At 63.7% G+C, this 25,445-nt stretch carries 15 protein-coding genes; 4 read left to right on the forward strand and 11 right to left on the reverse strand.

From position 1 onward, the window contains the following. Positions 1–2 precede the first annotated feature (2 nt). From HWW87_RS18565 to HWW87_RS18605, 9 genes are all read right to left on the reverse strand, one after another. Positions 3–257, reverse strand: a complete 255-nt coding sequence (locus HWW87_RS18565; RefSeq protein ID WP_175821563.1) for a PAAR domain-containing protein — start codon at positions 255–257, stop codon at positions 3–5. 790 nt (positions 258–1,047) lie between these two features. Next, complete coding sequence (locus HWW87_RS18570; RefSeq protein WP_175821564.1) at positions 1,048–1,809, reverse strand: hypothetical protein; 762 nt, start codon at positions 1,807–1,809, stop codon at positions 1,048–1,050. A gap of 17 nt (positions 1,810–1,826) precedes the next feature. Next, positions 1,827–4,763, reverse strand: coding sequence for a glycoside hydrolase family 19 protein (locus tag HWW87_RS18575; protein WP_244107303.1), 2,937 nt, complete (start codon positions 4,761–4,763; stop codon positions 1,827–1,829). A gap of 61 nt (positions 4,764–4,824) precedes the next feature. Next, the gene (locus HWW87_RS18580) at positions 4,825–7,329 is read right to left on the reverse strand and encodes a type VI secretion system Vgr family protein (RefSeq protein ID WP_175822101.1); all 2,505 of its coding nucleotides are present in this window, start codon (positions 7,327–7,329) and stop codon (positions 4,825–4,827) included. Positions 7,330–8,126: 797 nt separating this feature from the next. Beyond that, positions 8,127–9,233, reverse strand: a complete 1,107-nt coding sequence (locus HWW87_RS18585) for a porin (RefSeq protein ID WP_174387596.1) — start codon at positions 9,231–9,233, stop codon at positions 8,127–8,129. Positions 9,234–9,296: 63 nt separating this feature from the next. Then, a complete protein-coding gene (locus HWW87_RS18590; protein ID WP_175821565.1) occupies positions 9,297–9,716 on the reverse strand; it encodes a DoxX family protein in 420 nt (139 codons plus the stop codon). Positions 9,717–9,889: 173 nt separating this feature from the next. Beyond that, positions 9,890–11,167 (reverse strand): cytochrome c, encoded by a 1,278-nt coding sequence (locus HWW87_RS18595; protein WP_175821566.1) that lies wholly within the window; start codon positions 11,165–11,167, stop codon positions 9,890–9,892. 2 nt (positions 11,168–11,169) lie between these two features. Then, positions 11,170–12,789: a GMC family oxidoreductase gene (locus HWW87_RS18600; protein ID WP_175821567.1), complete on the reverse strand. Its 1,620-nt coding sequence runs from the start codon at positions 12,787–12,789 to the stop codon at positions 11,170–11,172. Next, entirely contained in the window at positions 12,789–13,295 is a 507-nt protein-coding gene (locus HWW87_RS18605; protein ID WP_175821568.1) for a sugar dehydrogenase complex small subunit, read from the reverse strand. Before HWW87_RS18605 ends, HWW87_RS18600 begins: the two co-directional genes overlap by 1 nt. A gap of 310 nt (positions 13,296–13,605) precedes the next feature. Between HWW87_RS18605 and HWW87_RS18610 the strand changes: the two genes are divergently transcribed. The 3 genes from HWW87_RS18610 to HWW87_RS18620 all read left to right on the forward strand — a co-directional run bounded on the left by HWW87_RS18610 (position 13,606) and on the right by HWW87_RS18620 (position 22,734). Next, the gene (locus HWW87_RS18610) at positions 13,606–19,656 is read left to right on the forward strand and encodes an MG2 domain-containing protein (protein WP_175821569.1); all 6,051 of its coding nucleotides are present in this window, start codon (positions 13,606–13,608) and stop codon (positions 19,654–19,656) included. 10 nt (positions 19,657–19,666) lie between these two features. After that, positions 19,667–21,922 (forward strand): penicillin-binding protein 1C, encoded by a 2,256-nt coding sequence (gene pbpC / locus HWW87_RS18615; RefSeq protein ID WP_175821570.1) that lies wholly within the window; start codon positions 19,667–19,669, stop codon positions 21,920–21,922. A 122-nt stretch (positions 21,923–22,044) separates the two neighbouring features. Next, positions 22,045–22,734, forward strand: a complete 690-nt coding sequence (locus HWW87_RS18620) for a hypothetical protein (RefSeq protein ID WP_175821571.1) — start codon at positions 22,045–22,047, stop codon at positions 22,732–22,734. Positions 22,735–22,763: 29 nt separating this feature from the next. Here HWW87_RS18620 and HWW87_RS18625 read toward each other — a convergent pair whose 3' ends face one another. Next, positions 22,764–23,285 (reverse strand): GNAT family protein, encoded by a 522-nt coding sequence (locus HWW87_RS18625; protein WP_175821572.1) that lies wholly within the window; start codon positions 23,283–23,285, stop codon positions 22,764–22,766. A 20-nt stretch (positions 23,286–23,305) separates the two neighbouring features. Beyond that, positions 23,306–24,553 carry a multidrug effflux MFS transporter gene (locus tag HWW87_RS18630; RefSeq protein WP_175821573.1) on the reverse strand — a complete coding sequence of 416 codons (1,248 nt, stop codon included), beginning with the start codon at positions 24,551–24,553 and terminating at the stop codon, positions 23,306–23,308. 297 nt (positions 24,554–24,850) lie between these two features. Between HWW87_RS18630 and HWW87_RS18635 the strand changes: the two genes are divergently transcribed. Then, a complete protein-coding gene (locus tag HWW87_RS18635) occupies positions 24,851–25,390 on the forward strand; it encodes a hypothetical protein (RefSeq protein WP_175821574.1) in 540 nt (179 codons plus the stop codon). The last annotated feature ends 55 nt before the right edge of the window (positions 25,391–25,445 follow it).

Genomic DNA, 25,445 nt, shown 5'->3' on the forward strand with positions numbered 1-25,445 from the left:
CGTTACACAAGACTCGAAATCAGGTGACAACCGCATGTAGCGCGATGGCCGTGTCGCGCTAGCGGAATGCCGTCGTCCTTCATCGATTCGTCGCCTTCCTCGATGATGTTCGGCGACACGTCGGGATGCTGTGGACACGACACCCGGTCGCCTTTGCGCGCGACGTAGCGGCCATCGAATTTCATGGTCGATGAGCCCGTTTCGACTTTGCCGCCGTGGTCCGTAGAATCACCGACTCGAACGAAATTAATGGACATATCTCACCTTACCCCGGACACCCGAGTTCGCAGCAACAGAAATTCCAACCAATTTTCATCATTTCACACATCTACCTAACGTTATTCGATCTCAACACCTTCCTAATTGACGCAGCATCTTTGAATGGATACGTAACCCTTGATCCATTCCTATCATAACCGTCCCACCCCGATGGAAAAAAACTCTCGATCGCACTATCCCTGACGATGGCCGCCCGCCCACTCAGTTGGTGACGTTCGTAAGAAAAAACCTCATAGAAATCACCAACGTGATCTGACGCACTCGAATTTGCCGTCCATTTCACAAGAACAATAATATACCGCCCACACCAAAATAATACAGTCACCACGCCCGGACTACTTCCATTGATCGTATATTTGTCAAAATCACTAACCTCCCCATCTCGACAAATCCACTTTACCGAGATATCAAACGGCGGCGCACTTAGCGGATCATTTGACAGAGGATGCGACTCTTTAGAAAAAATGACATTGCATCCATTTCGAATCTAGTCGGCAGGAATATCATCGTGCGAGCCTCCGGTTTCTGCAGCCAGGGTTGGCAAGCAAATCAGAAAAATTACAACTGTCGCCACACCAAGCATTTTTCCCACCATTCGCGCGCCCCTCAGTTAGCGAAGAATCCCATTCACGTCTGCACGGCTACCTTCCTGGATTAAGTTGTTCAAACGCTCGCTTAACAAGCGCCCTTCTCCGCTCCAATCAGATTAATCACTCACACCCTCTTTTATCACCATCTACATCACTCCATCCATTTGAGATTCCTGACCTACTTGCATACAGCCAAGTCTTCGCACTTGATCCATTTGAGGATAGCACCATGCCGCTTCGTAAAATATTTGACAAGATACCAAAGGCCGTTTTCACTATTAAAATCCGCCAGCTGAACCTTATCGCCTTTCAGCAAATACATTTTTGTCGAAAAAGAATCTGAATGATCATCATATAATCTTGCCTTATCCGCAACAACCATCGTAGTTACCGGCATGCGCTTTGCATAGTCCCGCTGATTGGTAACGATTATTTTTTCAGAAATTCTCCCATCTGCGTACATCGAACGGGAAACTTCATCGCATCCGACACACGCATCAGTTATTGCGATTTGATACCTTCCCTTTTTAAGCTTATAGATATCCTCATATTGCTTCGCGTCAAGCCGATACGAACTAATCAAGCTATCTCCCTCGATTCTAAAATTACATATATCTCGATCCGAAAATCTCAAAGCGAAAAATCTGTGTGAGGCACGGTCATATGAGAAAAATTTCGAACAACCACCGCTCCCACCACTCGTGGCAGCAATCTCCTGATTTCCATCCTTATAAATATCAACAACAGCTAAATTCTCGTAACCGTCATCAATAGCCTTTTTTAGATCGCCAGTCGGCTCAATGCTTTTGCACGTTGACAAACCACTACAATCACGAATTTCCCCCGTTTTATTTATTGAGAGTCCATTAGCAGTCTCAGCAGAAGCAGCTGATAATGCGATTGTTGCAATCGTAGAAATCAAGCCAAATTTGAGCAACACATCTCTTTTCAAAATTATCAAGTCAACCCCCACTCTTTCTTGATTCGATCAAAAAGCTCCTGCCGTTCAGGCAACCCATTATGCCCACCATTGACGGCCAGCGTAATCAATCTAACATTATTTTTCTCATGATCTACGATAATATTTATATCACCCTTGGCGTCATATTTTTCCGAAAGTGTTCCTTTGTGCCGCCAATACCAGCAAGATGCATCGATGGCGTTTTCCATATCGGTAGCAATAAGCTCAGGATTGGTTACAAAATCGACCCCTCTGTGAGCGGAGTATGCCGCATAGTTATTTTTCCACGTCAGCTGAATTATTCCCTTTCCCTTGTATTTCGGTCCATCTCCGAGAGCAGTATTCCCATTCTTAATAGCATCCGGATGCACCCCAGGATTATATCCCTCGCCGGAGGCGAACTCTATTGTTGTCTCGAATCTAGCCGATTCATGGAAGCATTGTGCGAGAAAGTGGGCTTTATGATAACACCCGACAATGCCATATTCCTTCAATTTAGCATTGAGCAGCGAGACGAATTTATATTTGTCGTATTTATATATATTCGGGTATTTTTCCGGAAACTCCTGCACAAAGGTCCTTGGTCCGCCTTTCCCCGTAAACCAGTCTCCCGATTTTTCATAAACCTTTTCCAATAGCTCGACCGTAATTGCGCAGCAGTCTGTGTCCGCAAAATTCCCGATCAACCCAATCGGATGGAGGTGCCAAGGCGAAAGGTCCGTGGGGAAGCCATCGACACCCTTGATTTGCTCCCACCATTGAAGCTTCGCGAGCCGGTCAAGTTCCGTCTTCCACATCTCGGTCTGCTTCTGCATAAGCGGGTTGAGCTCTTCCCACTTGCCCAGACCGCCGCCCCATTCGGTTTCATTGCGCACCACAAGATGCGAAACCGCTTCGGCCATCCAACGCGTTTCCAGTGCGTGCTTCAGTTCTTGCGCCGTTACCTTCCCGTCTTGGTTCGTGTCGATCGCCTTTTCAAGTTTCATGATGAGTTCACCAGCGTTGACCTTCGCTGCCGTCCCCATAAACTCGGTACCTTCCTCGTCCGCAAGATATTGTTCGGTCGTATGGATATGGCGTTTGAACATGTCGGCAGGGCTCACGCTGCCATTGTCTACCAATTCGAAACCCGGCCATTCCCAAGGGCTACGAAACTGCACGCCGTGGTGGCCGGTGTCGCACACCCATCCCTGTCGCGCCGAACCATCCTTCGAACCAATCGTAATGTTCCACCAATGATGCCCCTTGTCGTCGATCGCGACATTGTCCGCACCAAGTTTGTCGAGCTGCATACGGAGAAGCACGTCCCGGAAGTCCGCTCCTGGCCCGCTCGCCTTGGAAACGTCCAGCGGAAAGTTCTGCCATCCCGCAACATTCGCCGTGCTGATCGTGTTCGCAAGACTGCTTTCAACCCACATCGGTTTCCCAACGTCTGCGAAGTTTTGCTTGGCCTTCTGCTTGCCTTTCGCGGGCACGGTCGTCACGCTCTTCGGCTGTACCTTAATCCAGCGCGAACCCTTTGCATCGCCTATCGGCACGAGCTTCAACCCGGATTGGGTCAGCTTCTGATCCGGCGCGGGCACTTCGCTGACCAGCTTGGCCCCCGGCTCGATTTCCAGAAGCGGTTTGTTTTTATCGTTCAGTTCTTTCGCACGCGCACGGCTTTGATCGATGAAGTCCTTCAGGTCCGGCCCCGCGAACACTTCGAGATGCAACATCGGGTAGTTCGGCTTCGGCGGTATCGGGCTCGCCTTCCTGGGCCATTGATACTGGCCGACATGCGCGACGACTTCGCCCGCCTTGACGCGCTGCGGTTCCTTCAGAATCACGACCGTATCAAGCGGCTTCGGATCGACAACGGCGTCCAGTTCCCCTTTGAACACGTAGCTCCACTGTGCTTGGGGAGACACCGGCTTACCAACTTCGGCAGACAAAACCGTGCCCGATTTAATGGACTTGATCTTGATCCAGTCCGGGTGTGCAGGGTCACCTTCGCCCGCAATGATTTCGGTTCCTGTCGGCAACACGCCAATAATCTTGCTCTTTCCGTTCGGCAACTCTCGAATGTGCAAGCCTGTCTCCGGCGCCGGAGGAGTGGCATCTTGACCGCTATCTGCGGGCGGCGGTTCGTTCTGGTTCGTGTTGTTGATAGGCAGATTGTCGGCCCCATCGTTCCGTGTCGTGGGCGGCTGCGCAGGCGCTTTCGGCTTCGGAACGGCTTGCTTGTCCTTCGCCTGGTCGCCCACCCGATAGTACCGGTCGCCTTCCCAATATGACATTGGTGACGGAAGTGGCTGATCCGGATGCCGGTCCGTTTTCGCTTGCCCCATCCCCTTTTGATAGGTTTCCCAATCCATCGTGTGCATGTACAGACTGAAGAACACGAGGGATTTGTCTTTGCTGTTGGACGACGGATTGTCGGCTGGTGCAGGCGTCGGGGGCGCGGTGTTAGTCGATGCAGGCGCGGGAGCCGATGCGGGGGCCGATGCCGGAGCCGGTTTCGCGGGTTCTTTCGGGGCCGGTTTCGGCGGTAATTTCAGTTCATGGCGGACCAGTACAAAGCCGGTCGAGTAGTGCGCCAGACCAACGTTGTTCGGGTACGTCGTCTCCTCATATTTCGTGTTCAGCCGGTACGCCACGATTTTGCCGTCCGCAATCGCGCGCACGCCGCTGTCCTGCTTCAGCATTTCCGCGCTGCCGTCGGCGAAATGCACGCCACCGTGCCACATGCCGCTGACACCGAGTGGATAAAAGCCGTTTTCGCACTTGGCCAGCGCCGTGAAATAGGTCATCGGGTCGGCCGCGTCGTCCTTGCCTACCGGCGTGAAGGGGTAGGCCCAGTTCAGTGGTGTATCCGCCGGTTCGGCAGGTTTGGGGGCCGATTTTGGAGCGGCCGGCGGATGGTGCTTCTTTTTAGGCGTTGTCTTGCTCATGATTCCCGACTCGGATTCGGTTTCAGGATTTTTTTGTATTGGAACTATCCCGCCGCGCGGTTTAACCGGAGAACACTGTGAAACGACCGCCGTCGGCCGATACCGGCGACGAATGCAGCGGGTTTTTCAGCGTGCCGCTTGCCGCTCCCGCTTTCTCCCAATTCGCGCACTTTTCTACAATCTGCCCCGACGTCGCGTTCTCGATCATGTTCGCCGTCAGCTTGATATACGAGCCGTTCGCGCCGATCCAGATTTCATCGGCCGACAGATACATCTTCTTGCCCGCCGTAATCTTCACATCTTGCGAAGCGGCCAAACTCATCGAATCATTCTGCGCCTGAAGGTCTATCGGGCCGCTCGCCGCGTAGATCTTGACGCCTAGTTTTTCCGCAAACAGGCTGATTTGCTCCAACACACTGGCGAGCAACGCCCGACCGGCTGCGAGGTTGATGTCTTCCCCTGCAACCACGTTGGTTTGCTTGTTTGCCGCGATATGCGCCGACCCTTGCGTCGATGCAGCAATGCCTTCCGGACTCGACAGCAGCATGATCGGCTTCCCGAAGCCGTTCGCGTTGCCCGTGCCGCCGCCTGCCGTGCGGCCGCCTTTGGTCGTGCCAGCCACCGGGTGCTGCGTTGCGTCCGTGAAAGTTTTCAGTGCATCGTGGCCGTCTTGCTGACTCTGCGCCCGATTCGTCTGGCTCGCCTTCGACGTCGTCGCCAGCATTGCTTCGGCGCGGGTAAGCTGTTCGGACGCCGCCGTCACACTCAGCGGTTGGGTCGCGGCGGGTTGCGTCGAAACGTAGAGCCCTTGTTCGGCCCGCAACGCACCGTAGCCCAATGACTTGAGGTCGAAGCCTTGCCCGATGAACGCACCTCGCGTGTTGCCCGAATGCTGGATCAGGTAGCCCAGGTGCAAATGCGAGCTATAACTCGTCGAGTACAAGTGCACGCGGTTCTGCCCGCTGGCGTCGTCCATCATCAGTTGGTTGTAACCTTCGCCGCCGTATTCGCGCGACAGCAAACCCGAGGTCAGCCCGTGCGTGTGCCATTCGGGCATGCTTTCGCCGCCATGCATTCTCGACAGAATCACGGGGCGATCGCAATCACCGTTAATGAAGCCGATCAAGACTTCGTCGTTCTTGCGCAGCGGAAACATGCCGCCGCGCTTGTGGCCCGCATCGGGCATCGCCGCGCGTATCCACGCCGATACGTCCTGATCGCCGTCATTGAGTCGATCGGATGTCAGCCGAACCTTCGCCCGCAGCATCGCATCCGTATAGATTTCTTCGTTCTCCGGCCCGCCGACGATGCCGGTCTGAAGCTGCATGACGGGTTTCTTGTGTTCGAACGGACTGCGAAATGCGACCCGACGCCGTTGCGCTTCGATTTCGACGTGGAAAAATCCGACACCGCCGTCGTCGTGGCGCACGGACGAACCTGCACCGGTCGCACGCGCTTGCTCGACCTCTGTGCGCACGCTCTTGCGAAAACGCATCAGGTTTTCGAGACCCGGCACGTTATTCTGGATGAGCCAGTTCACGGAAAGAATCGCCATCTCGCGATCCTGTTCCGACTGCCCATCGTGCACGGGGTGCCCGGTCAGCACGCCATAACGACCAGGCCATGCGCAACGCAGTGCCCCCACCCCGTAGAAGCGCTGCGCGCGCGAGCGCCACTCTTCAGCAATAAAGTTCGCTTGAGTCTCGCCCATGTCGCGATCCGACCACGTATGCGACCCCGTGTATTCGTACTGCTCGCCCAAGCCCGGAACATCGTCAAGATCGAATGCGGGCATCGTGACGTGCTTGGAAAGGTCTGGACGTTTGTAGTCGAACGTGCCCGTGTCGAGTTCGGCGGACTGGATTTCCTGCGAATCGATCCATTCGCTCAGGCCGTCGAATTCCTCGTCCTGTACCGAGCGGCTAAACGAAATGGTCTTGTGCTTCAATTCGGGAACCGAGAAAAGATCGTCCATGATGACGACCTTGTGAGACTTGCCGTCCTGCGCAATATCGAAACGCGGAAAAAGACCGAGTTCTTCGAATGTCCGGTGCACGTAGTTCCAGTCAGATTCCCATTGCATCCGCTGAGAATACGAGCGCAACGATTGACGCAGTTGCCAAGTAAAGTTACCGGCCGCCTGCGGATACTTTCCCAGCACATCGGATATGGTTTGTTGCGCGGGCGTCTCGATCCAGTCGCGCCGGTCACTGCCGAGGCGCAGCAGCGCGAGGAATGAATTGAAGCGGAGCTGGTAGTAGGTGTTGGCTCCGTCCCCGCCCAAGCGACTGAACGCAGTCACATAGCCGTGAATCGGCATTTCACTACCGTCCGTTTGCCGAATCCACAGCGTCACGGATTGCCGGATCAGCGCCTTGGCCTGAATCGTTTCGAGTCGCGCTGACGTTGCGTCGATCGTGAATTCGAAGTCTCGCCCAAGGCATGCACGCCCCCGGACATAAAGCGGGACCAACCAGTCTTCGCCAAGCGGCGTATCGAGGCGGACAATGCGTCCGTGTTGCACGTATTGCGTGCGCAGTACCTTGTTCAGGAGATCGGAAACCATCAGGCTACCCCGTACCGTGTAGTAACAAAAACGGCCGCCGGGCAGCGCCGGGCGGCCGATTGGTATCTCATTGAAATAGGAAAAGGCCCGGAATTCCGACCGCTGCAGGGAGCCTTCGGACGCCGGCGCGTTCAAACCGCTGAATCGCGCCGAGCCGGAATTCATCATGTCAAATCGTGATGCATCCCGTCATACGCTGATGATGTTTCACATTCAGTATCGCGGCGCGCCGAACGACTCCCCCGCAGCTTACATCATGCTTTCGATCAACGATGTCGCGGGAAGCACGGGTTCGCGGCCCGTCGAATGGCTGCATTCGACAGCGCCAGCAAATCGTGATCGCCAGGATGAAGACGCGGCACTCCATCGTCACGGCGTGCCGCACGAGCGTCGGCTTCAGTTTTCGTGCGGTACTGGCCGCCGATGCGCAATCTGCATGGACACCCCATGCTGTCGGCCGAACGGATCGAATCGCAGCTCACATCAGTCAGAGCGCGACAAATCGCATAACCGTTGTTCGCCTCAAATTTCCAGCCCATAAACGTCAGAGAGTGTGAACACATCGAGCGCGTGCTACCGGCAACGCAATGCTCATGCAAGTCATGCGCCCCCCAGGCGAACCGATGGCCGAGCGACCTGCGGCCGCTATATAAAAACCGCCGCGTCTGGCGCGAGGCATTCGAATCCGCCCGCCGACACCAATATGCTCGCCGCGATGATCCTCGCCATCGCCGTAAACGCAAAAAGGCACGGACCCTCACCGCCCGTGCCTTTTTCACCTACACAAACCGCCTCACTCAGAACGTATGCATCATCCCCACATACGCACCTGTCTGCGACTCGCCCGTTATCGGACTCGTCCCCGACGTCGCATCCCGCGGCGTCGCAAGCAGCGAGAAGTTCGAATTCCCGCCGTTACGTACATACGCAACCGTCCCATACAGGAACGTGCGCTTCGACAGGTTGTACGTAGTGCCGAGCACGTACATCATCGCGTGCCCAGACGGATCGTGCGACGCATCGCCGCCACCATCACCCACCTTCACGTAATACCCGCCACCCGTCACGGCCCACTGCGGCGTCGCCGAGTAGGTCGCACCAAGCCAGTAATGATCCGCACGATCGGCAACACCAGCCGGACTATCCGGCGCCTGATAGTGCGTATACGCGCCCTGGATCTTGAACTTCGACACCTTCACGTTCGCGCCGACGAAATACTCGCGCGACGCGGTGAAGATATTGCTGAACTTGCCGTTGTTGTCGCGCAGCTCGTCATAGATGCCGCGCACGTCGAGCACCGGCGAGTGGTACGAGATCATGATCCCGTCCGAGCGGCCGAAATCGTCGGCCGCGCCGTAGTTGAAGCCGCGCGACTGGTTGCCGAACGCGTATTGCGCCTGCACGTCGAAGCCGCCGATCACCGGGCTGTGATATTCGATGTTGTTGCTGCTCTGCTGCCAGTTGCGGCCACGCACGAGCGACGCCGACGAAAACGCCTGCTGGACGAACGGATCGAATTCCCACACGCCGTCGCTGTCGATGAACAGGTTGCGGCCGGCCTGCAACTGGCCCCACGTGTTGCTCTTCAACCCGACGTACGCGCGCCGTGACCACATGCGCCCGCCGCCCGTCTGGCCGTTCATCACCTGGAACGCGGTTTCCAGGTTGAACACCGTCGACATCCCGCCGCCGAGATCCTCGACGCCCTTCAGCCCGAACATGCTGGTGCCCCAGTCGCCGCTTTCCGCGCTCCAGCGCGTCCCGCTGCCACCGTTCGGCTTCGCGATGTGGTTCAGGTATTCGATGCCGCCGTCGATCCGGCCGTACAGCGTGACGCTCGTCTGTGCAAACGCGGCCGCCGGCGTGGCGGCCGCAATCAGCCATGCGAAGTATTTGAGTCGCAAAATGATGCCCCCTCGAAGTCTCGACCGTCCGACGCGCGCCCCATGCACGCGCCTCGGGTCTGCTTATCCGCGATCGATCGAAAAACGTCCGGGGCCGGCCGCGCAGAGCGCAAGCAAGCCGCCCGAGATCGCGATGTTCTTGTAGAAATGAATCATGTTGTTGATCTGCTCGCCGCCCGTCATCGTCCAGTAGTGGTGGCCGATGATGCCGGTGCCGATCGTATACAGCGCAAGCAACAGCGCGAGCGGCCGCGTCTGGAAACCGACGAGGATCGCAATCCCGACGAACAGCTCCATCACGACGGAGATCGCCGCGGACACGATCGGCGCAGGCGCGCCTTCCGAACCCATGAACGCGATCGTACCGGAGAAGTCGACAATCTTCTTCCAGCCGAACATCACGAACAGGATTACAAGCAGGATTCGGGCAAGCAGCAGCAGCACATCGCGCTGGGACGCGAGAAACGGTTGATTCGGTGTCATGGTGTGATCAACGAAAACGATGCGCGCAACCGCACGCACCGGATTGCCTGTGAACCGGGGCGGACGGCCATTCGCGCCGCCCGCCCCGCTCTGCAACAACCGGCATCGGGGCCCGCCCGATGTGCTGTGCTCCTCCTCTTTTACGTTGTCGCCCTGCTTCGTCGCGTGCCGCGTCAGCGCAGCTTCGCGACGTCCTGCTCGGTCACCTTCGCGGCCGGATTGCCGAACTGCCCGGTCAGGTAGTTCGTCAGCGCGGCGATCTGCGCATCCGACAGCTCGTGACGGAACGCCGGCATCCCGACGTCCTCGCTGCCGGCCTTGCGCTGCACGCCGTTCAGGATCACCTGCACGAGGTTGGTCGGATTCGGTGCGCCGACCGTCGAGTTGTGGAACAGCGGCGGGTAGTAACCGTCCGGCGTGCCCTTGCCTTGCATCTGGTGGCAGGTCGCGCAGTTGCCGAGATACAGCCGTGCCGGATCGATGCCCGACGACGCGAGCGCGACGCCGCGCAGCTTCTGGCCATCCTCGGCCGGCTTGCCCCACGACGAGCGTGACTGCTTCGCGTCGCCATTGGCCACGGCCGGCACCGTACGGATGTACGTCGAGATCGCGCCGATGTCGGCTTCGGTCATCTTCGAGAAGCTGTGCTCGATCGCCTCGGCCATCGGGCCGGCCGCCTGCGCGAGGCCCGGCACGCTGCCGGTGCGCAGGTACTGGACGAGCTGCTGCTGCGTCCAGCCGCCGATCCCCGCGTTCGGGTCGGACGTGATGTTGTAGCCGTCCCAGCCCGCGAGCACCGAGCCCGACAGGAAGCTGCCGCCCGTTTCGTCGAGCGACTTCTCCTGCATCGCGATGCCGCGCGGCGTGTGGCAGGTGCTGCAGTGCGCGAGGCCCTGCACGAGATACGCGCCGCGGTTCCACTCGGCGCTCTGCGCCGGCTTCGGCTGGTATACGCCGTCCTTCAGGAACAGCCAGTTCCAGATCTTCAGCGGCCAGCGCATGCTCAGCAGCGCGGGGATCTCGTTCTTCGGCGGCGCCTGCTTGACCGGTTCGACGCCGTGCATGAAGTATGCGTACAGCGCCTGCACGTCGTCGTCGTTGATCTTCGCGTACGACACGTACGGCATCGCCGGGTACAGGTTGTCGCCATTCTTCGACACGCCGTGACGCACCGCCCGCTCGAAGTCGTCGAACGTCCAGTTGCCGATGCCCGTATCGGGATCGGGCGTGATGTTGCTCGTATAGATCTTGCCGAGCATCGGCACCGGCATGCCGAGGCCGCCCGCGAATGGCTTGCCGCCCTTCGCGGTGTGGCACGCCATGCAGTCGCCCGCGACCGCGAGGTATTCGCCGCGCTTGACCTGCGCCGGATCGGCCGAATCGGCCGCGCGTGCGAGGCCGGGCAGCGCGAGGCAGCCGGCGAGGAGGAAGGTGAGAGTAGATTTCCGCACGGTCAGACTTCCTTCTTCAGCGTGTCCGACATCCGCAGCGCGAGCGCCGCGATCGTCAGCGTCACGTTCACCGTACCGACGGTCGGCATCGTCGAGCTGCTCGAGATGAACAGGTTCGGATGGTCGAACGTGCGGCAGTCCTTGTCGACGACCGAGTCGCGCGCATCCGCGCCCATGATCGTCGCGCCCGTGATGTGGTTGTTCGGCGCGAACTCGTCGTTGAAGACGACGTCGGTGCCGCCGAGCACCTTCGCGGCCGTCGCGTAGACCTCGCGCGTGTGCACGGCGCCGCGCTTCACGTAATCGTCGATCGCATACGTGATCTCGGGGCGCGGGATGCCGATCGCGTCGGTGGCCGTCTTGCTCGGCACGATGCGGTTCCCGGGTTGCGGCAGGATTTCGTGGAAGCAGTCGAACTGCACGAAGCGCGCGGAACGGTCGCGGATCTGCGCGTCGAGCTCCTCGTGCTTCATCAGCTTGCCGGCCTTGAAGATCTTCTGCGTCTCCTGGTTGACGCGCGACATGTTCGACAGGTGGATCTTCTTCGCGGCTTCGGTCGCGCGGAACGGGCCGTCGCGGAAACCGATCAGCGACGTCATCTCCTGCGGACCGCGGCCCGGCCACAGCTTCTCGTTCGCGTAGAACGACACGCCGGTGCCCGGGTGGTCCATCAGGTTGCGGCCGACCATGTCGGAGCTGTTCGCGACACCGTTCGGGAAATCGCGGTTCGCGGACATCAGCAGGATCTTCGGCGTCTCGATGCCGTTCGCGGCGATCACGAAGTACTTGCCCTCGACGCGATGGTCGGCGCCCGTCTTGTCCTTGTAGATCGCGGCGACGATGCGCTTGTCCGGCCCGGTCTCGAGCTTGTAGACGACCGCGCTGTCGATCAGCTTCGCGCCGGCCTGCTCGGCCTTCTCGACGTGGACGATGCCGTTGTACATCGCACCGATCGGGCAGATCGGCATGCAATTGTTGTTGCCGCAACAGGTCGGCCGACCATCGTACGGGCGGCTGTTGCGCGCGACGGGCTCGGTCACCACGTGGAACTTCGGGTCATAGCCGTTGAGCGCGCTCTTGATGGTCTGCTCGTTGAACGACAACGGCAGCGGCGGCATCGGGTACGCCTGCTTGCGCGGCGAGTACAGGTCTTCCTCGGGGCCCGGGCCCCACACGCCGAGCTCTTCCTCGGCACGCTGATAGTAATGCTCGAGGTCGTCGTACTGGATCGGCCAGTCGCGGCCGACGCCGTACACGGTCTTCATCTTGAAGTCGTTCGGGATGAAGCGCCACGCCGACGCGGCCCAGTGCCACGTCGTGCCGCCCACCGCACGGATGTACTGCGAGTTGAACTTGTGCTCGCCCTTCAGGACCAGGTAGTCGTTCGGCGGGCCGTATTCCGGATGCGGGGCCCACGGGCTCGACGGGTACGGCGCCATGAAATCGGTCTTGTCGGCCTGGTTGCGAAAGCGCTCGACGATTTCCCAGCGCGGCATGCGCGGGCCGGCTTCCAGCAGGATCACGGACTTGCCCGCCATCGCGAGCTGGTGTGCAACGATCGCGCCGGCGACACCCGATCCGACGACGACGATGTCGGCTTTTTGCGTATCGGTATCGGCCATCAGGCTTGCCTCTCGGTCGGTTTTTCGGCCCAGAAGCCGGGTTTGTTGGGGCAATACGAAGGGATCACGAGCGTATCGGACACCACGCTGAACATTAATGCTTCTTCGTAGGTAATCACGACGTTGTCGACGATGCCGAGATACCACGCGCCGAGAATCGTCAGTGCGAGCGATTCCTGGTCGGGATTCAGCGAGCCGGATGCGAGCGCACCGGCGAGTTGCGGCAGGCTGTCGGCCGTCTTGAACGAGCCCTTCTGCAATGCCTGCAGATAGCGCTGGCCGGTAATGCGGCTCAGCCCTTTCTTGCCGGTCAATGCTTCGGAAAGCGTCATGAACGTATCGAGCGGCGCGGTGCCGGGATCGTCGGCCAGGGCCCGCAACGCCAGCGAGCCGGTGAGGCCCGCTACCGTCAGCGCCAGTGCGCCCTGCAGCCATTGACGCCGCGTGATGCCGGTTACGGCTGCGTCGTTGTCACGACGCGAGTGGGGGGTGTTGTCGTTATGCATGTTTCCTTCTCTCGAACACCGGATTCGGGAAAACCACGCTTGATATTTCTCAAACATTGGCGCGGACCTGCAATGTACGCGCACAAGCCGGATCAAACAATCTTTTTATAGTCCATTTAATGTTCCGCAATCCGTGACAATCGACATTTCGCTGCATTTTTGTGTCGTCGACGCGACAAATCTGCCGCACGCACCCCCGTGTCGCGTGCCGACCACACACTGCACCTGCACACCGTGCTGCGCGCGCACGACGGTCGGTTAGAATCCCGTGCAATCAAACAGAAAGCTTCCCTCCGAGGGCAATCGAGCGATGAAGCAGCGCGACAAGCACAACAAAGAAACGCATCAAACCAACCACACCACCCGGCTGCTCTGGCGCATCGGCGCCGTCGCGGCGCTCGGCGCCGCCGCGGCCCTGTCGCTGCATGCGGGCGCGGCGCGCACGGTGAGCGTGTCGCCGCAAGGCACCGTCACCGAAGTCCGGCAGAGCGTCGTCAAGTTCGACGAACCGATGGTCGCCTTCGGCTCGGCCTCCGCGCCGAATCCGGCGCGCGTGACCTGCAACGATTCGGCGGCCGCCCGCGGCCAGGGTCACTGGCTCGACGACAAGACCTGGGTTTACGATTTCGAAAGCGACCTGCCGCCCGGCGTCCGCTGCTCGGTCGCGCTCAACGACACGCTGCGTTCGGTCGCCGGCAATGCGGCCAGCGGCCCGCGTCGCTTCACGTTCCAGACGGGCGGCCCGTTCCCGGTGTCGGTGCGCCCCGGCTCCCGCGAGATCGAGGAGCGGCAGGTCTTCGTGATGAAGCTGAATGGTCCGGCCGAGCCGCGCTCGGCGCTCGCGAACATCTGGTGCGAAGCGGCCGGCATCGGCAACCGCATTCCCGTCACGGCGGCCGACGACGATACGCGCACTGCCCTGCTCGATCATTTCGGGTTGAAGAAAGAGGCGGCGCGCGTGCTGACGCTGTCGTGCTCGCAGGCGCTGCCGGCGAGCGCGAAGATGCAGCTCGTGTACGGCAAGGGCGTCGCGAGCCCGAGCGGCATCGCGAACGAAACCGAACGGCGCTTCGATTTCACCGTGCGCGCACCGTTCGCCGCGAGCTTCTCGTGCGAACGCGAGAATGCGAAGGCGCCCTGCACGCCGCTGCGCCCGCTCACGCTGTCGTTCAACGCACCGATCTCGCGCAAGCAGGCCGACGCGATCAAGCTGCGCGGCCCCGACGGTTCGCTGTCGCCCACCTTCGCCGCCGACGATCACAGCGAGGAAGTGACGACCGTCACGTTCAACCCGCCGCTGCCGGCGCAGGCCGGCCTGACCGTCGAGCTACCGTCGGGCCTGCACGACGTGACCGACCGGCCGCTGTCCAACGCCGACCTGTTCCCGCTCGCGACGCGCACCGCGCCGATGCCGCCGCTCGCGAAATTCTCGTCGGGCACCTTCGGGATCGTCGAGCGCTTCGCCGAACCCGGTACGCCCGCGCTGGTGCCCGTCACGCTGCGCAACGTCGAGGCCGACCTGCATATCGCCGGCCTCAATGCGGGCGGCGCGCAATTCGCGAACCTGAAGGTCGAGAACGACACTGCGATCCGCCAGTGGATGCGCACCGTCGATCGCTTCGACAACTGGTCGATGACGGCCGGCTCGATCGACAACCAGATCCCCGGCCTGCTGGAACGCAAGGGCCAACACCCCGTCTACGTGCCGCTCGAGGCCGGCGAAAAGCAGCCCGCGCCGAAGAACCGCCGCATCGACGTGCGCTCGCTGTCGCTGCTGACGGGCGAGCCCGGCGCGCAGGTGCTGACGCTGCCGAAGGCCGACCCGAAGACGCTGCGCCCGTTCGAAGTGGTCGGCGTGCCGATCGACAAGCCCGGCTTCTATGTGCTCGAACTCGCGTCGCCCGCGCTCGGCCGCTCGCTGCTCGCGAAGCCGTCGAGCATGTACGTGCGCACCACCGTGCTGGTCACGAACCTCGGCGTGCACCTGAAACAGGGCCGCGAGAACAACCTCGTGTGGGTCACGACGCTCGACAAGGGCAAGCCGGTGCCGAACGCGCAGATCCGCGTGTCGGACTGCAACGGCGACGAAATCGCGTCCGGCAAGACTGACGCGCAGGGCCTGCTGAAAATCGACGGGCCGTTCGAGCCGAAGCGCGCATGCAGCTCGTCGGAACAGCGCTTTAGCGACTACTTCGTGTCGGCCCGCGTCGACGATCCGAAGACGGGCCCCGACATGGCGTTCGTCAGCTCGGGCTGGAACCGCGGGATCGAATCGTGGCGCTTCAACGTGCCGACCGACACCGGCAGCGCGCCGACCGTGCGCGCGCATACGGTATTCGACCGCACGCTGCTGCGCGCCGGCGAAACCGTGTCGATGAAGCATTTCATCCGCACCGAGACGCTGCAGAGCCTCGCGTTCCCGTCGCAATACCCGACGCGCGTGACGATCCGCCATCTCGGCACGGGCCAGACCTACAAGCTGCCGCTCACGTGGGCGGCCGACCACAGCGCAGACTCGCAGTTCACGCTGCCGGCCGCGGCGAAGCTCGGCGAGTACAGCGTCGAGCTCGAAGGCGGCCCGGACGATGCGCCGACTGCTACTTACTATAGCGGCAGCTTCCGCGTCGAGGCGTTCCGCCTGCCGGTGCTGAAAGGCTCGATCGGCGCACGCGACGCGCAGAAGAGCCCGCTCGTCGCCGTGAAGGAAGCGCCGCTCGCGGTGCAGATCGACTACGTGTCGGGCGGCGGCGCATCGAACCTGCCCGTGCAGGTGTCGGCGCTGATGAAGTGGGCATCGCCGCCGTTCGCGGATCGTTTCGAGGATTTCAGCTTCACACCGTATCGTCCCGACACGAGCGACGGCAACGCCGACGACGATTCGCAGGACGGCGACAACGCGTCGTCGTCGGCATCGAGCAACGATCCCGACGCGACGAAGCTGATCGCCGACAAGCTGCCGCTGACGCTCGACCGCAACGGCGCGGGCTCGGTCACGCTCAAGGGCCTGCCGGACGTCGACGCACCGAAGCGCATCGCGCTGGAGGCGACGTTCGCGGACCCGAACGGCGAAGTGCAGACGATCCGCGGCGACACGATCCTGTGGCCGGCCGCGGTGGTGGCCGGCATCAAGGCCGGCCGCTGGGTGTCGGTCGGCCAGCGCGTGCCGGTGCAGGCGCTCGCGGTCGACCTGCAGGGCAAGCCGCGCGCGTCGGTGCCGATCGAGATCAAGGGCGTCGCGCGCATCACGACGTCGTCGCGCAAGCGGATGGTCGGCGGCTTCTATGCGTACGACAACAAGAGCGACACGCGCGACCTCGGCGTGCTGTGCTCGGGCAAGACCGACGACAAGGGCCGCATGGCCTGCGACGCGACGCTCGAGCAGGCCGGCAACGTGCAGCTGATCGCGGTCGCGAAGGACGGCGACGGCCGTACGTCGAATGCGTCGACGTCGGTATGGGTCACGCGCGAGGACGAACTCTGGTTCGGCGGCGACAACACCGACCGGATCGACGTGATCCCCGAGAAAACGTCGTACGAACCGGGCGAAACGGCCCGCTTCCAGGTGCGCATGCCGTTCCGCTACGCGACCGCGCTCGTCGCGGTCGAGCGCGGCGGCGTGATGGAAACGCATATCGTCGAGCTGAACGGCAAGAACCCGACCGTCGACCTGAAGGTCGGCGAATCGTGGGGGCCGAACGTCTACGTATCGGTGCTCGCACTGCGCGGCCGGATTCGCGAAGTGCCGTGGTACTCGTTCTTCACGTGGGGCTGGAAGGCGCCGGTCGAATGGGCGCGCGCGTTCTGGCGCGAAGGCCGCCACTATGAGGCGCCGACCGCGTTCGTCGATCTGTCGAAGCCCGCGTTCCGCTATGGCCTCGGCGAGATCAAGGTCGGCACGGGCGTGCATCGTCTCGGCGTGACCGTGACGACCGACGCGACCCGCTACACGGTACGCAGCAAGGCGCAGGCGCACGTGAAGGTCACGCTGCCGAACGGCCAGCCGGCACCGGCCGGCACGCAGATTGCGCTCGCGGCCGTCGACGAAGCGCTGCTCGAACTGATGCCGAACAACAGCTGGGACCTGCTCGACGCGATGCTGCGCCGCCGCGCGTACGGCGTCGAGACGGCCACCGCGCAGATGGAAATCATCGGCCGCCGCCACTTCGGCCGCAAGGCCGTGCCGGCCGGCGGCGGCGGCGGCAGCGCGCCGACCCGCGAGCTGTTCGACACCCTGCTGCTGTGGAACCCGCGCGTGACGCTCGACGCGAACGGCAGCGCAACCGTCGAGGTGCCGCTGAACGACGCGCTCACGCGCTTCCGGATCGTCGCGATCGCGGCGGTCGGCCCCGACCGTTTCGGCACGGGCAGCACGTCGATCCGCAGCACGCAGGATCTGCAACTGATCTCCGGCCTGCCGCCGCTCGTGCGCGAAGGCGACGCGTTCCGCGCGCAGGTCACGCTGCGCAACACGACCGACCGCGCGATGCAGGTCGTCGTGACGCCGCGCGTGACGGGCCTCGACGTCGCGCCGCAAACCGTGTCGCTGGCGGCGAATGCGGCGACCGAGGTCGCGTGGACGATCACCGTGCCCGAGCAGGCGCTCGATGCGGCCGGTGCGCTGAACTGGCGCATCGAGGCGGCCGAGCAAGGCGGCAAGCGCGCGTCCGACGCGCTGGCGGTCGCGCAGAAGGTCGTGCCCGCATTGCCGGTAACGGTGCAGCAGGCGACGCTCGCGCAGGTCGACGGCACGCTGACGGTGCCCGTGTCGGCCCCGGCCGGCGCGGCGAGCAACGCACAGGGCGCACCGCGCGGCGGCATCGCCGTGTCGCTGCAGTCGAAGCTCGCCGACGGCCTGCCCGGCGTGCGGCGCTGGTTCGAGCGCTATCCGTATCGCTGCCTCGAACAGCAGACCTCGCGTGCGATCGGGCTGCGCGACCCCGCGCAATGGCAGGCGCTGGTTGCGCGCATGCCCGTCTATCTCGACAGCGACGGCCTGGCGAGCTACTTCCCGCCGTCGTCCGACGATTCGCATCACGGCAGCCCGACGCTGTCGTCGTACCTGCTCGTGGTGTCCGACGAAGCCAGCCGACTCGACCCGCGCTTCGCGCTGCCGGAAGACCTGCGCACGCAGCTCGAAGCCGGGCTCGCGCGCTTCGTCGACGGCCGCCTCGAGCGCAACGCATGGGCGCCGCGCCAGGATCGCGATCTGCGCAAGCTCGCCGCGATCGAGGCGCTGTCGCGCTACGGCGCCGCGCAGGGCCGCATGCTCGGTTCGATCGAGATCGCGCCGAACCAGTGGCCGACGTCGGCGGTGATCGACTATCACGCGATCCTGACGCGCGTGAAGGACATCCCGCAACGCGACGAGAAACGCGCGCAGGTCGACCAGATCCTGCGGGCGCGCCTGACGTACCAGGGCACGCAGCTCGTGTTCTCGACCGCGCGCGACGACGACCTGTGGTGGCTGATGACCAGCAACGAGACCAACGCCGCGCGTCTCGCGCTGGAGTTCGCGGGCGACCCGGCGTGGAAGGACGAGATGCCGCGCGTGACGGCCGGCCTGCTCGCGCTGCAACGCCTGGGCGCATGGCAGACGACGACGTCGAACGCGCTCGGCCTGCTCGCGGTCGAGCGCTTCTCGCGAACCTACGAGAGCACGCCGGTCGCCGGCGCGACGAAGGTTGCGCTGGGCGGCGACGAGCGCTCGATCTCGTGGTCGCTGGCGGCGTCGGCCGCGCCTGCCGATACGCCTGCGTCGGCCACGCCCGCGACCCGCGCGGCCGCCGCGCGCAGCGTGCTGATGCCGTGGCCGCGTGCGTCGCAGGGGCCGGCCACGCTGTCGGTCACGCAGGACGGCACCGGCCGCCCGTGGGCGACGGTCGAGAGCCTCGCGGCCGTGCCGCTGCGCGCGCCGTTCGCGGCCGGCTACCGGATCACGAAGACCGTCACGCCCGTGTCGCCGGCCGTCAAGGGCGTGCTGACGCGCGGCGACGTCGTGCGCGTGCATCTCGACATCGATGCGCAGAGCGACATGACGTGGGTCGCCGTCAACGATCCGATTCCGTCCGGTGCGACGATCCTCGGGTCGGGCCTCGGCCGCGACTCCGAAGCCGCGACGCAGGGCGAGAAAACGCCGGACGGCGCGTGGCCGACGTTCATCGAGCGCGACTTCGACGGCTATCGTGCGTACTACGACTATTTGCCGAAGGGCAAATTCTCGGTCGAGTACACGGTGCGGCTGAACAACGTCGGCACGTTCGGACTGCCGCCGACGCGCGTCGAGGCACTGTATGCACCGTCCGTGTACGGCCTGTGGCCGAACCCGCCGATGACCGTGAAGCCGGCCGACGCGGGCAAGTGACGAGACCGAGATGATCGATCTGGCATTGCCGCGGCCGGCGCGTTTCGCCGGCCGCGTATTCGTCGCGGTCGTGCTGGCCGCACCGCTCGTCGCGCATGCGCTGCCCGGCTACGACGAGGTGCGCCGCAACTGGCGCAGTTCCGACTGGGTGCTGCTCGCGCGCGACGGCACGCCGCTGCAGCGCACCCGCATCGACCTCACCGAACGGCGCGGCGACTGGGTGTCGCTCGCCGACGTATCGCCCGCGTTCCGCGAGGCGATCGTCGTGTCCGAGGACAAGCGCTTCTACGAACACAGCGGCGTCGACTGGCGCGGCATCGCCGGCGCCGCGTGGGGCAACCTGTGGAACGAGCGCACGCGCGGCGCGTCGACCGTCACGATGCAGCTCGCGGGCTTGCTCAGCGACTCGCCGCGCCGCTCGGGCCAGCGCTCGCTGCCGCAGAAGGCCACGCAGGCCGTGAATGCGCTGTGGCTCGAACGCAGCTGGCGCAAGGACCGGATCCTCGAGGCCTACCTGAACCTGGTGCCGTTCCGCGGCGAGACGATCGGGCTCGGCGCGCTGTCGCAGGTGCTGTTCGGCAAGGCGCCGTCGGGCCTCGACGCGCGCGAGGCCGCGATCGCGGCCGCACTCGTGCGTGCGCCCAACGCGGCGCCGGCGAAGATCGCCGAGCGCGCGTGCCGGATCCTGCGCGACATGCAGGCCGGGCAGGCGTGCGCGTCGCTCGACGGCTACGTGCAGCTCGTCACAGCGCGCCCGGCCAGCGCCGTGCGTAACGACGTCACGGCGGACGGCGCCGCCCTCGCCCCGCACTTCGCGCGGCGCATCGCGACCGAGGTCAAGCCGGCGGCCGGCGCGCAGGTCCGCACGACGCTCGATGCGCCGCTGCAGCGCTTCGCGCGCGACACGCTGATGCGCGCGCTGACCGAACTCAATGCGCCCGCGCACCGGCGCAACGTGCAGGACGGCGCGGTGGTCGTGATCGACAACGCGACCGGCGAGATCCGCGCGTGGGTCGGCTCGTCCGGGGCGCTGTCGAGCGCGCGCGACGTCGACGCCGTGCTCGCGCCGCGCCAGGCCGGCTCGACGCTCAAGCCGTTCCTCTATGCGCAGGCGCTCGACGAAAAGCGGCTGACGGCCGCGTCGCTGCTCGACGACGCGCCGATCAACCTCGCCGCCGGCGGCGGCCTGTACATTCCGCAGAACTACGACAAGGATTTCAAGGGCTGGGTGAGCGTGCGCAGCGCGCTCGGCGGCTCGCTGAACGTGCCGGCCGTGCGTACGCTCGTGCTCGTCACGCCACACCGCTTCGCGCGCACGCTGACCGCACTCGGCCTGCCGCTCGCGCAGGAAGGCGATTACTACGGCTTCAGCCTCGCGCTCGGCAGTGCGGACGTCACGCTGCTGTCGCTGACCAACGCATATCGCGCGCTCGCGAACGGCGGCGTCGTGCGCACGGTCGTCGACCTGCCGGCCACGGCACCGACGCCGGCCTCCGGTGCATCGGCGCCCGCGCGGGCAGACGCCGGCACGCGCGTGTTCAGCGAGGCAGCCAGCTTCGTCGTGACCGACATCCTGTCCGACAACAACGCGCGTGTGCGCACGTTCGGCTTCGACAACCCGCTCGCGACGCGCTTCTTTTCGGCAGTCAAGACCGGCACGAGCAAGGACATGCGCGACAACTGGACCATCGGTTTCACGTCGCGCTATACGGTCGGGGTGTGGGTCGGCAATGCGGACGGCTCGCCGATGTGGGACGTGTCGGGCGTGACGGGCGCGTCGCCCGTGTGGTCGGCCGTCGTCGGCTACCTGCACCGCGACCTGCCGAGCCGCGCGCCGCGTGCGCCGGCCGGCGTCGAGACGCGCCGCATCGCGTTCGAGCGCGACATCGAGCCGGCCCGCAGCGAGTGGTTCATCGCGGGCACGGCGGTCGACACGATCCGGCTCGCGGCGCCCGTCACGCCGGGCAAGGACGGCGCGCGTGCGCCGCTGACGATCGGCGCGCCGACCGACGGCACGATCTTCGCGATCGACCCGGACATTCCGCCGAAGAACCAGCGGATCTGGTTCGAGCGCTCGGCCGGGCGCGCGGCGAAATTCGCGTGGCGGCTCGACGACAAGGTGATCGGGCATGCCGACCGCGTCGCGTGGTTGCCGTGGCCGGGCCGGCATCGGCTCGAGCTCGTCGACGCGCGCGGCAACGTCGCGGATGCGATTGGCTTCGAGGTGCGCGGCGCGTTCGCGAAGCCGGCCGCGCGCAAGCCCTGAGCCGGTGGGCCGGCCTTACTGGCCGGCCGTATTCGCTTTCACCCGGTTCGGGACATAGAATGACAGCAGCGCCGCATTCCCGACGCGCACCGGTTGCCTCATTCTCTCGATTGCCCGCGACCATGAACATTCGCCATGAACGCTTCACCCGCCCCGCGCTAGGCGCGTTGTGCGTTGCAACGCTCGCCGCCCTCCAGGCCTGCAACGGCGATGCCTGTTTCGGCGTCGACGTGTGCTTCAACGACAACACGCAGACCGTCGCGCTGTCGGGCACGGCCGCGACGGGCGACGCGCTCGCAAGCGCCCAGGTCACGGTCAATTGCGCGGCGGGCTCGGCGACGACGCTGACGGACGGCGGCGGCAACTACCGTATGACGCTCAACGCCGCGCTGCCATGCGTCATCACCGTAGCGTCGGGCGGCGCGAGCCTGCATTCGCTCGCCTACGCGGGCGGCACCTTCAATACGACGCCCGAGACCGAGCTGATGCTGGTCTATCTCGCGGCGCAACTCGGGACGAACACGGCCGGGCTGATCGGCAATTTCCAGAATAGCCTGCGCTACCAGCGGGCAATGAACAGCCCGGACACCGTGCAGGCCGCACAATCGGCCGTGGTCACGAACCTGCAGCAGCGTTATGCGGTCACGCTCGCCGCGCCGGCGTTCCTGACCACCTCGTTCGTGGTCGGGCAACCGGGCATCGACGGCGATCTCGTTGCACTGGCCAAGGCTGGGGCAATCGATCCGAACGGACTGCCGGACCCGGCTGCCGTGTCGCTGCTGCAGCAGGCCGGGGCCGCGCATCCGCTATAAGCGACGCGAGACGGAGCAGGAATCGACCGTCAGGCGCCGGCTTCGTGCGCGTCGTCGGCCAGCAGCGCCCAGCGCTCGTGGTCGCGCCATTCGCCGCCGATGCGCAGATAGCGCGGCGAAAAACCCTCTTGCCTGAACCCGAGCCGTCGAACCAGCGCGATCGACGCATGGTTGCCGGGCTGGATGTTCGCTTCGAGCCGGTGCAGCCCGAGTTCGCCGAACGCGACGTCGATCGCCGCGCGCAGCGCCTCCGTCATCAGCCCCTTGCGGCTGACATCGGCCATCCCGTAGTACGCAAGATAGGCGCTCTGAAACACCCCGCCGACGATCTCGTTGAAGTTCACCACGCCGACCACCGCGCCTGACGCCCGCTCCCGCGCGACGAGTCCGACGTTCGGCCCCGTCAGGCAGCGGGCGAACCATTGATCGAACCCGGTCTGGTCGATGAACGAATCGACCCACGGCAGATGATGGCTCCGGCTCGCGCGGTTGCCGGCGATCAGGTCGGCGGCGTCGGACCGGGCGACGCGATTCAGCAGGATTCGGTTCATGAGTCGATCACCATCCGGGCTCACGCCGCCTCCCCGCGCCCGCACACCACCGGCGCCGCCTGCTGCTGCGACAGATACCGCAGCAGCTTCGTCACCATCCACACGACGATGAACGACAACGCGACGAAGAACACCGCCAGCGGCGTCAGCACCTGAATCGACACGAAACCGGCCAGGCCCATCATCGCGGACGACACGAGCAGCAGCGCACAGCCGAGAATCGCGCTCGTCAGGCCGGCGATATGCGGAAACAGCGAATTGCCCTTGGCCATCAGCGTCGGATACATCGCGCCCGCGCAGAAGCCCATCACGAGCACCGGCGTCGCGAGCGTCCACACGCGCAGGCCGACGGTCAGCGCCAGCACCAGCATCGCGACCGACGCGCCCGCCATCACGCGCGCGCCGATACGCAGCCGTTGCTCGGCACTCGGCAGCCCGCGCCCGTGAATCCGGTTCGACAGGCCGCCGAGGAAATACATGAGGCCGATGCCGAGCGCGAGATAACCGAAAAAGGTCGGCGGCTTGTGCAGCGTGGTCTGCACCATGAACGGCCCGACGATGTTGAACACCAGCAGGATGCTGTAGCACAGCCCCTGTGCGAGGAAGCAGCTCTGGAACACCGGGCTCGCCAGCACCTTGCCCGTGTTCGCCATCAGCGTGCGCGGCTCGAGATGCACCGGCTTCGGCAAGGTTTCGCGGTAATGCCACAGCAGCGCCCACATCGCCAGCGAGTAGACCAGCAGGAACACGAGGCACGCGCGCCAGCCGAACCATTCCTGCAGGTGCGCGCCGATCACCGGCGCGATGATCGGGGCGAGCCCCCACGCGATCGACATGTACGTGAACGCGTGCATCAATGCCTGGCCGGAGAACGAATCGGTGATGATCGCCTTCGCCAGCAGGTTGGTGGTCGCGATCCCGAAGCCCTGCAGGCAGCGCGCCAGCACGAACGTCTCGAGATTCGGTGCGCCGAGCGACAGCAGGCAGCCGATCGTGTAGATCACGAGCCCGAACGCGAGCACGCGCTTGCGTCCGTAGGCGTCGGCGATCGGCCCGAAGATCAATTGGCCGAGCGCATAGGCCGCCATGTAGCCGGACACGCTCGACTGGATCGCCTGCGGCGTGGTCGCGAACGAACGGGCCATGTCGGGCAGCGCGGGCACGTAGATGTCGATCGCGAGCTGGCCGGCGGATGCGAACAGGCAGATCAGGAACAGCAGGAAGCGCGGCGAATTCGACTCGCGCGCGGGAGTGAGCGTGGCGTTCATGACGACTGGGAAGGAGATCGGGCAGCAGTGCCGCACCGTCAATGTTCGAATGCCGAACATGCGTGCGGTCGTGGCGAATTCCGTATTGTGCCCGTTGTTGCACCGCGCGACAGGATTCCCCTGGCGTGGGCGAGGTTGAATACCGGTTGCGGCACGTCCTGAAATGCGCTGATCGGGCCGGCCGGCGACGGTTTTAATGTTGATTTAAGCCGACGGCCGCACTGTCTCGGGTGGCTCACTCCGTGAGCCGCACGTCATTGTTGATTCGATCAAGTCTCGTTTAATGGAGATACGAAGATGCGATTCCGTTCGTATATGGCGGCGGGCGCGCTGGCGCTGGTGCCCGTGTTCGCCCTGGCCGGGCAGGCCGGCGCGGCAGCCGCCGCCCAACCGATGTTCGTCAATGTCGACGGGCAGGCCGTGCCCGTGAAAGCCGAAACGCGCGTCGTCCAGACGGCGGTCGGCCCGATGAAGGTCAGCACGTGGAGCTGGCACAGCCCGCAAGGCGGCGCGAGCTTCGAGATGCAGACGTCGTCGTCGGGCGGCATGCCGCCCGCGGCGGCATTGCGGCAAATACAGGCCGCGCAGTATCGGATGCAGGTGGCGCAGGCACAAATGGTCGCGATGCAGCAGCAGATGATGGCGCTGCAGCACATCGCGCTCGCCAACGCGTTCGCGATGCCGATGCCGCAGCCGGTCGGGTTCGCGATGGCGCCGTGGGCGATGCCGGAACCGGTCGTCGTGATCGTGCCGGCGCAACCTTCGACGCGTTCGACGGCGCCTGCCCCGGCGGCGCCGGCACGGCCGGCCGCGCGCGGGCCTGAAATCAAGGTCTGACGTGCGCTTCCGGCGCACGAGCGACCGGGCTCCAAAGTGAGACCGCCGGCATATG

This window comes from Burkholderia sp. BCC0419, from assembly GCF_902830285.1.
Taxonomy (GTDB): domain Bacteria; phylum Pseudomonadota; class Gammaproteobacteria; order Burkholderiales; family Burkholderiaceae; genus Burkholderia.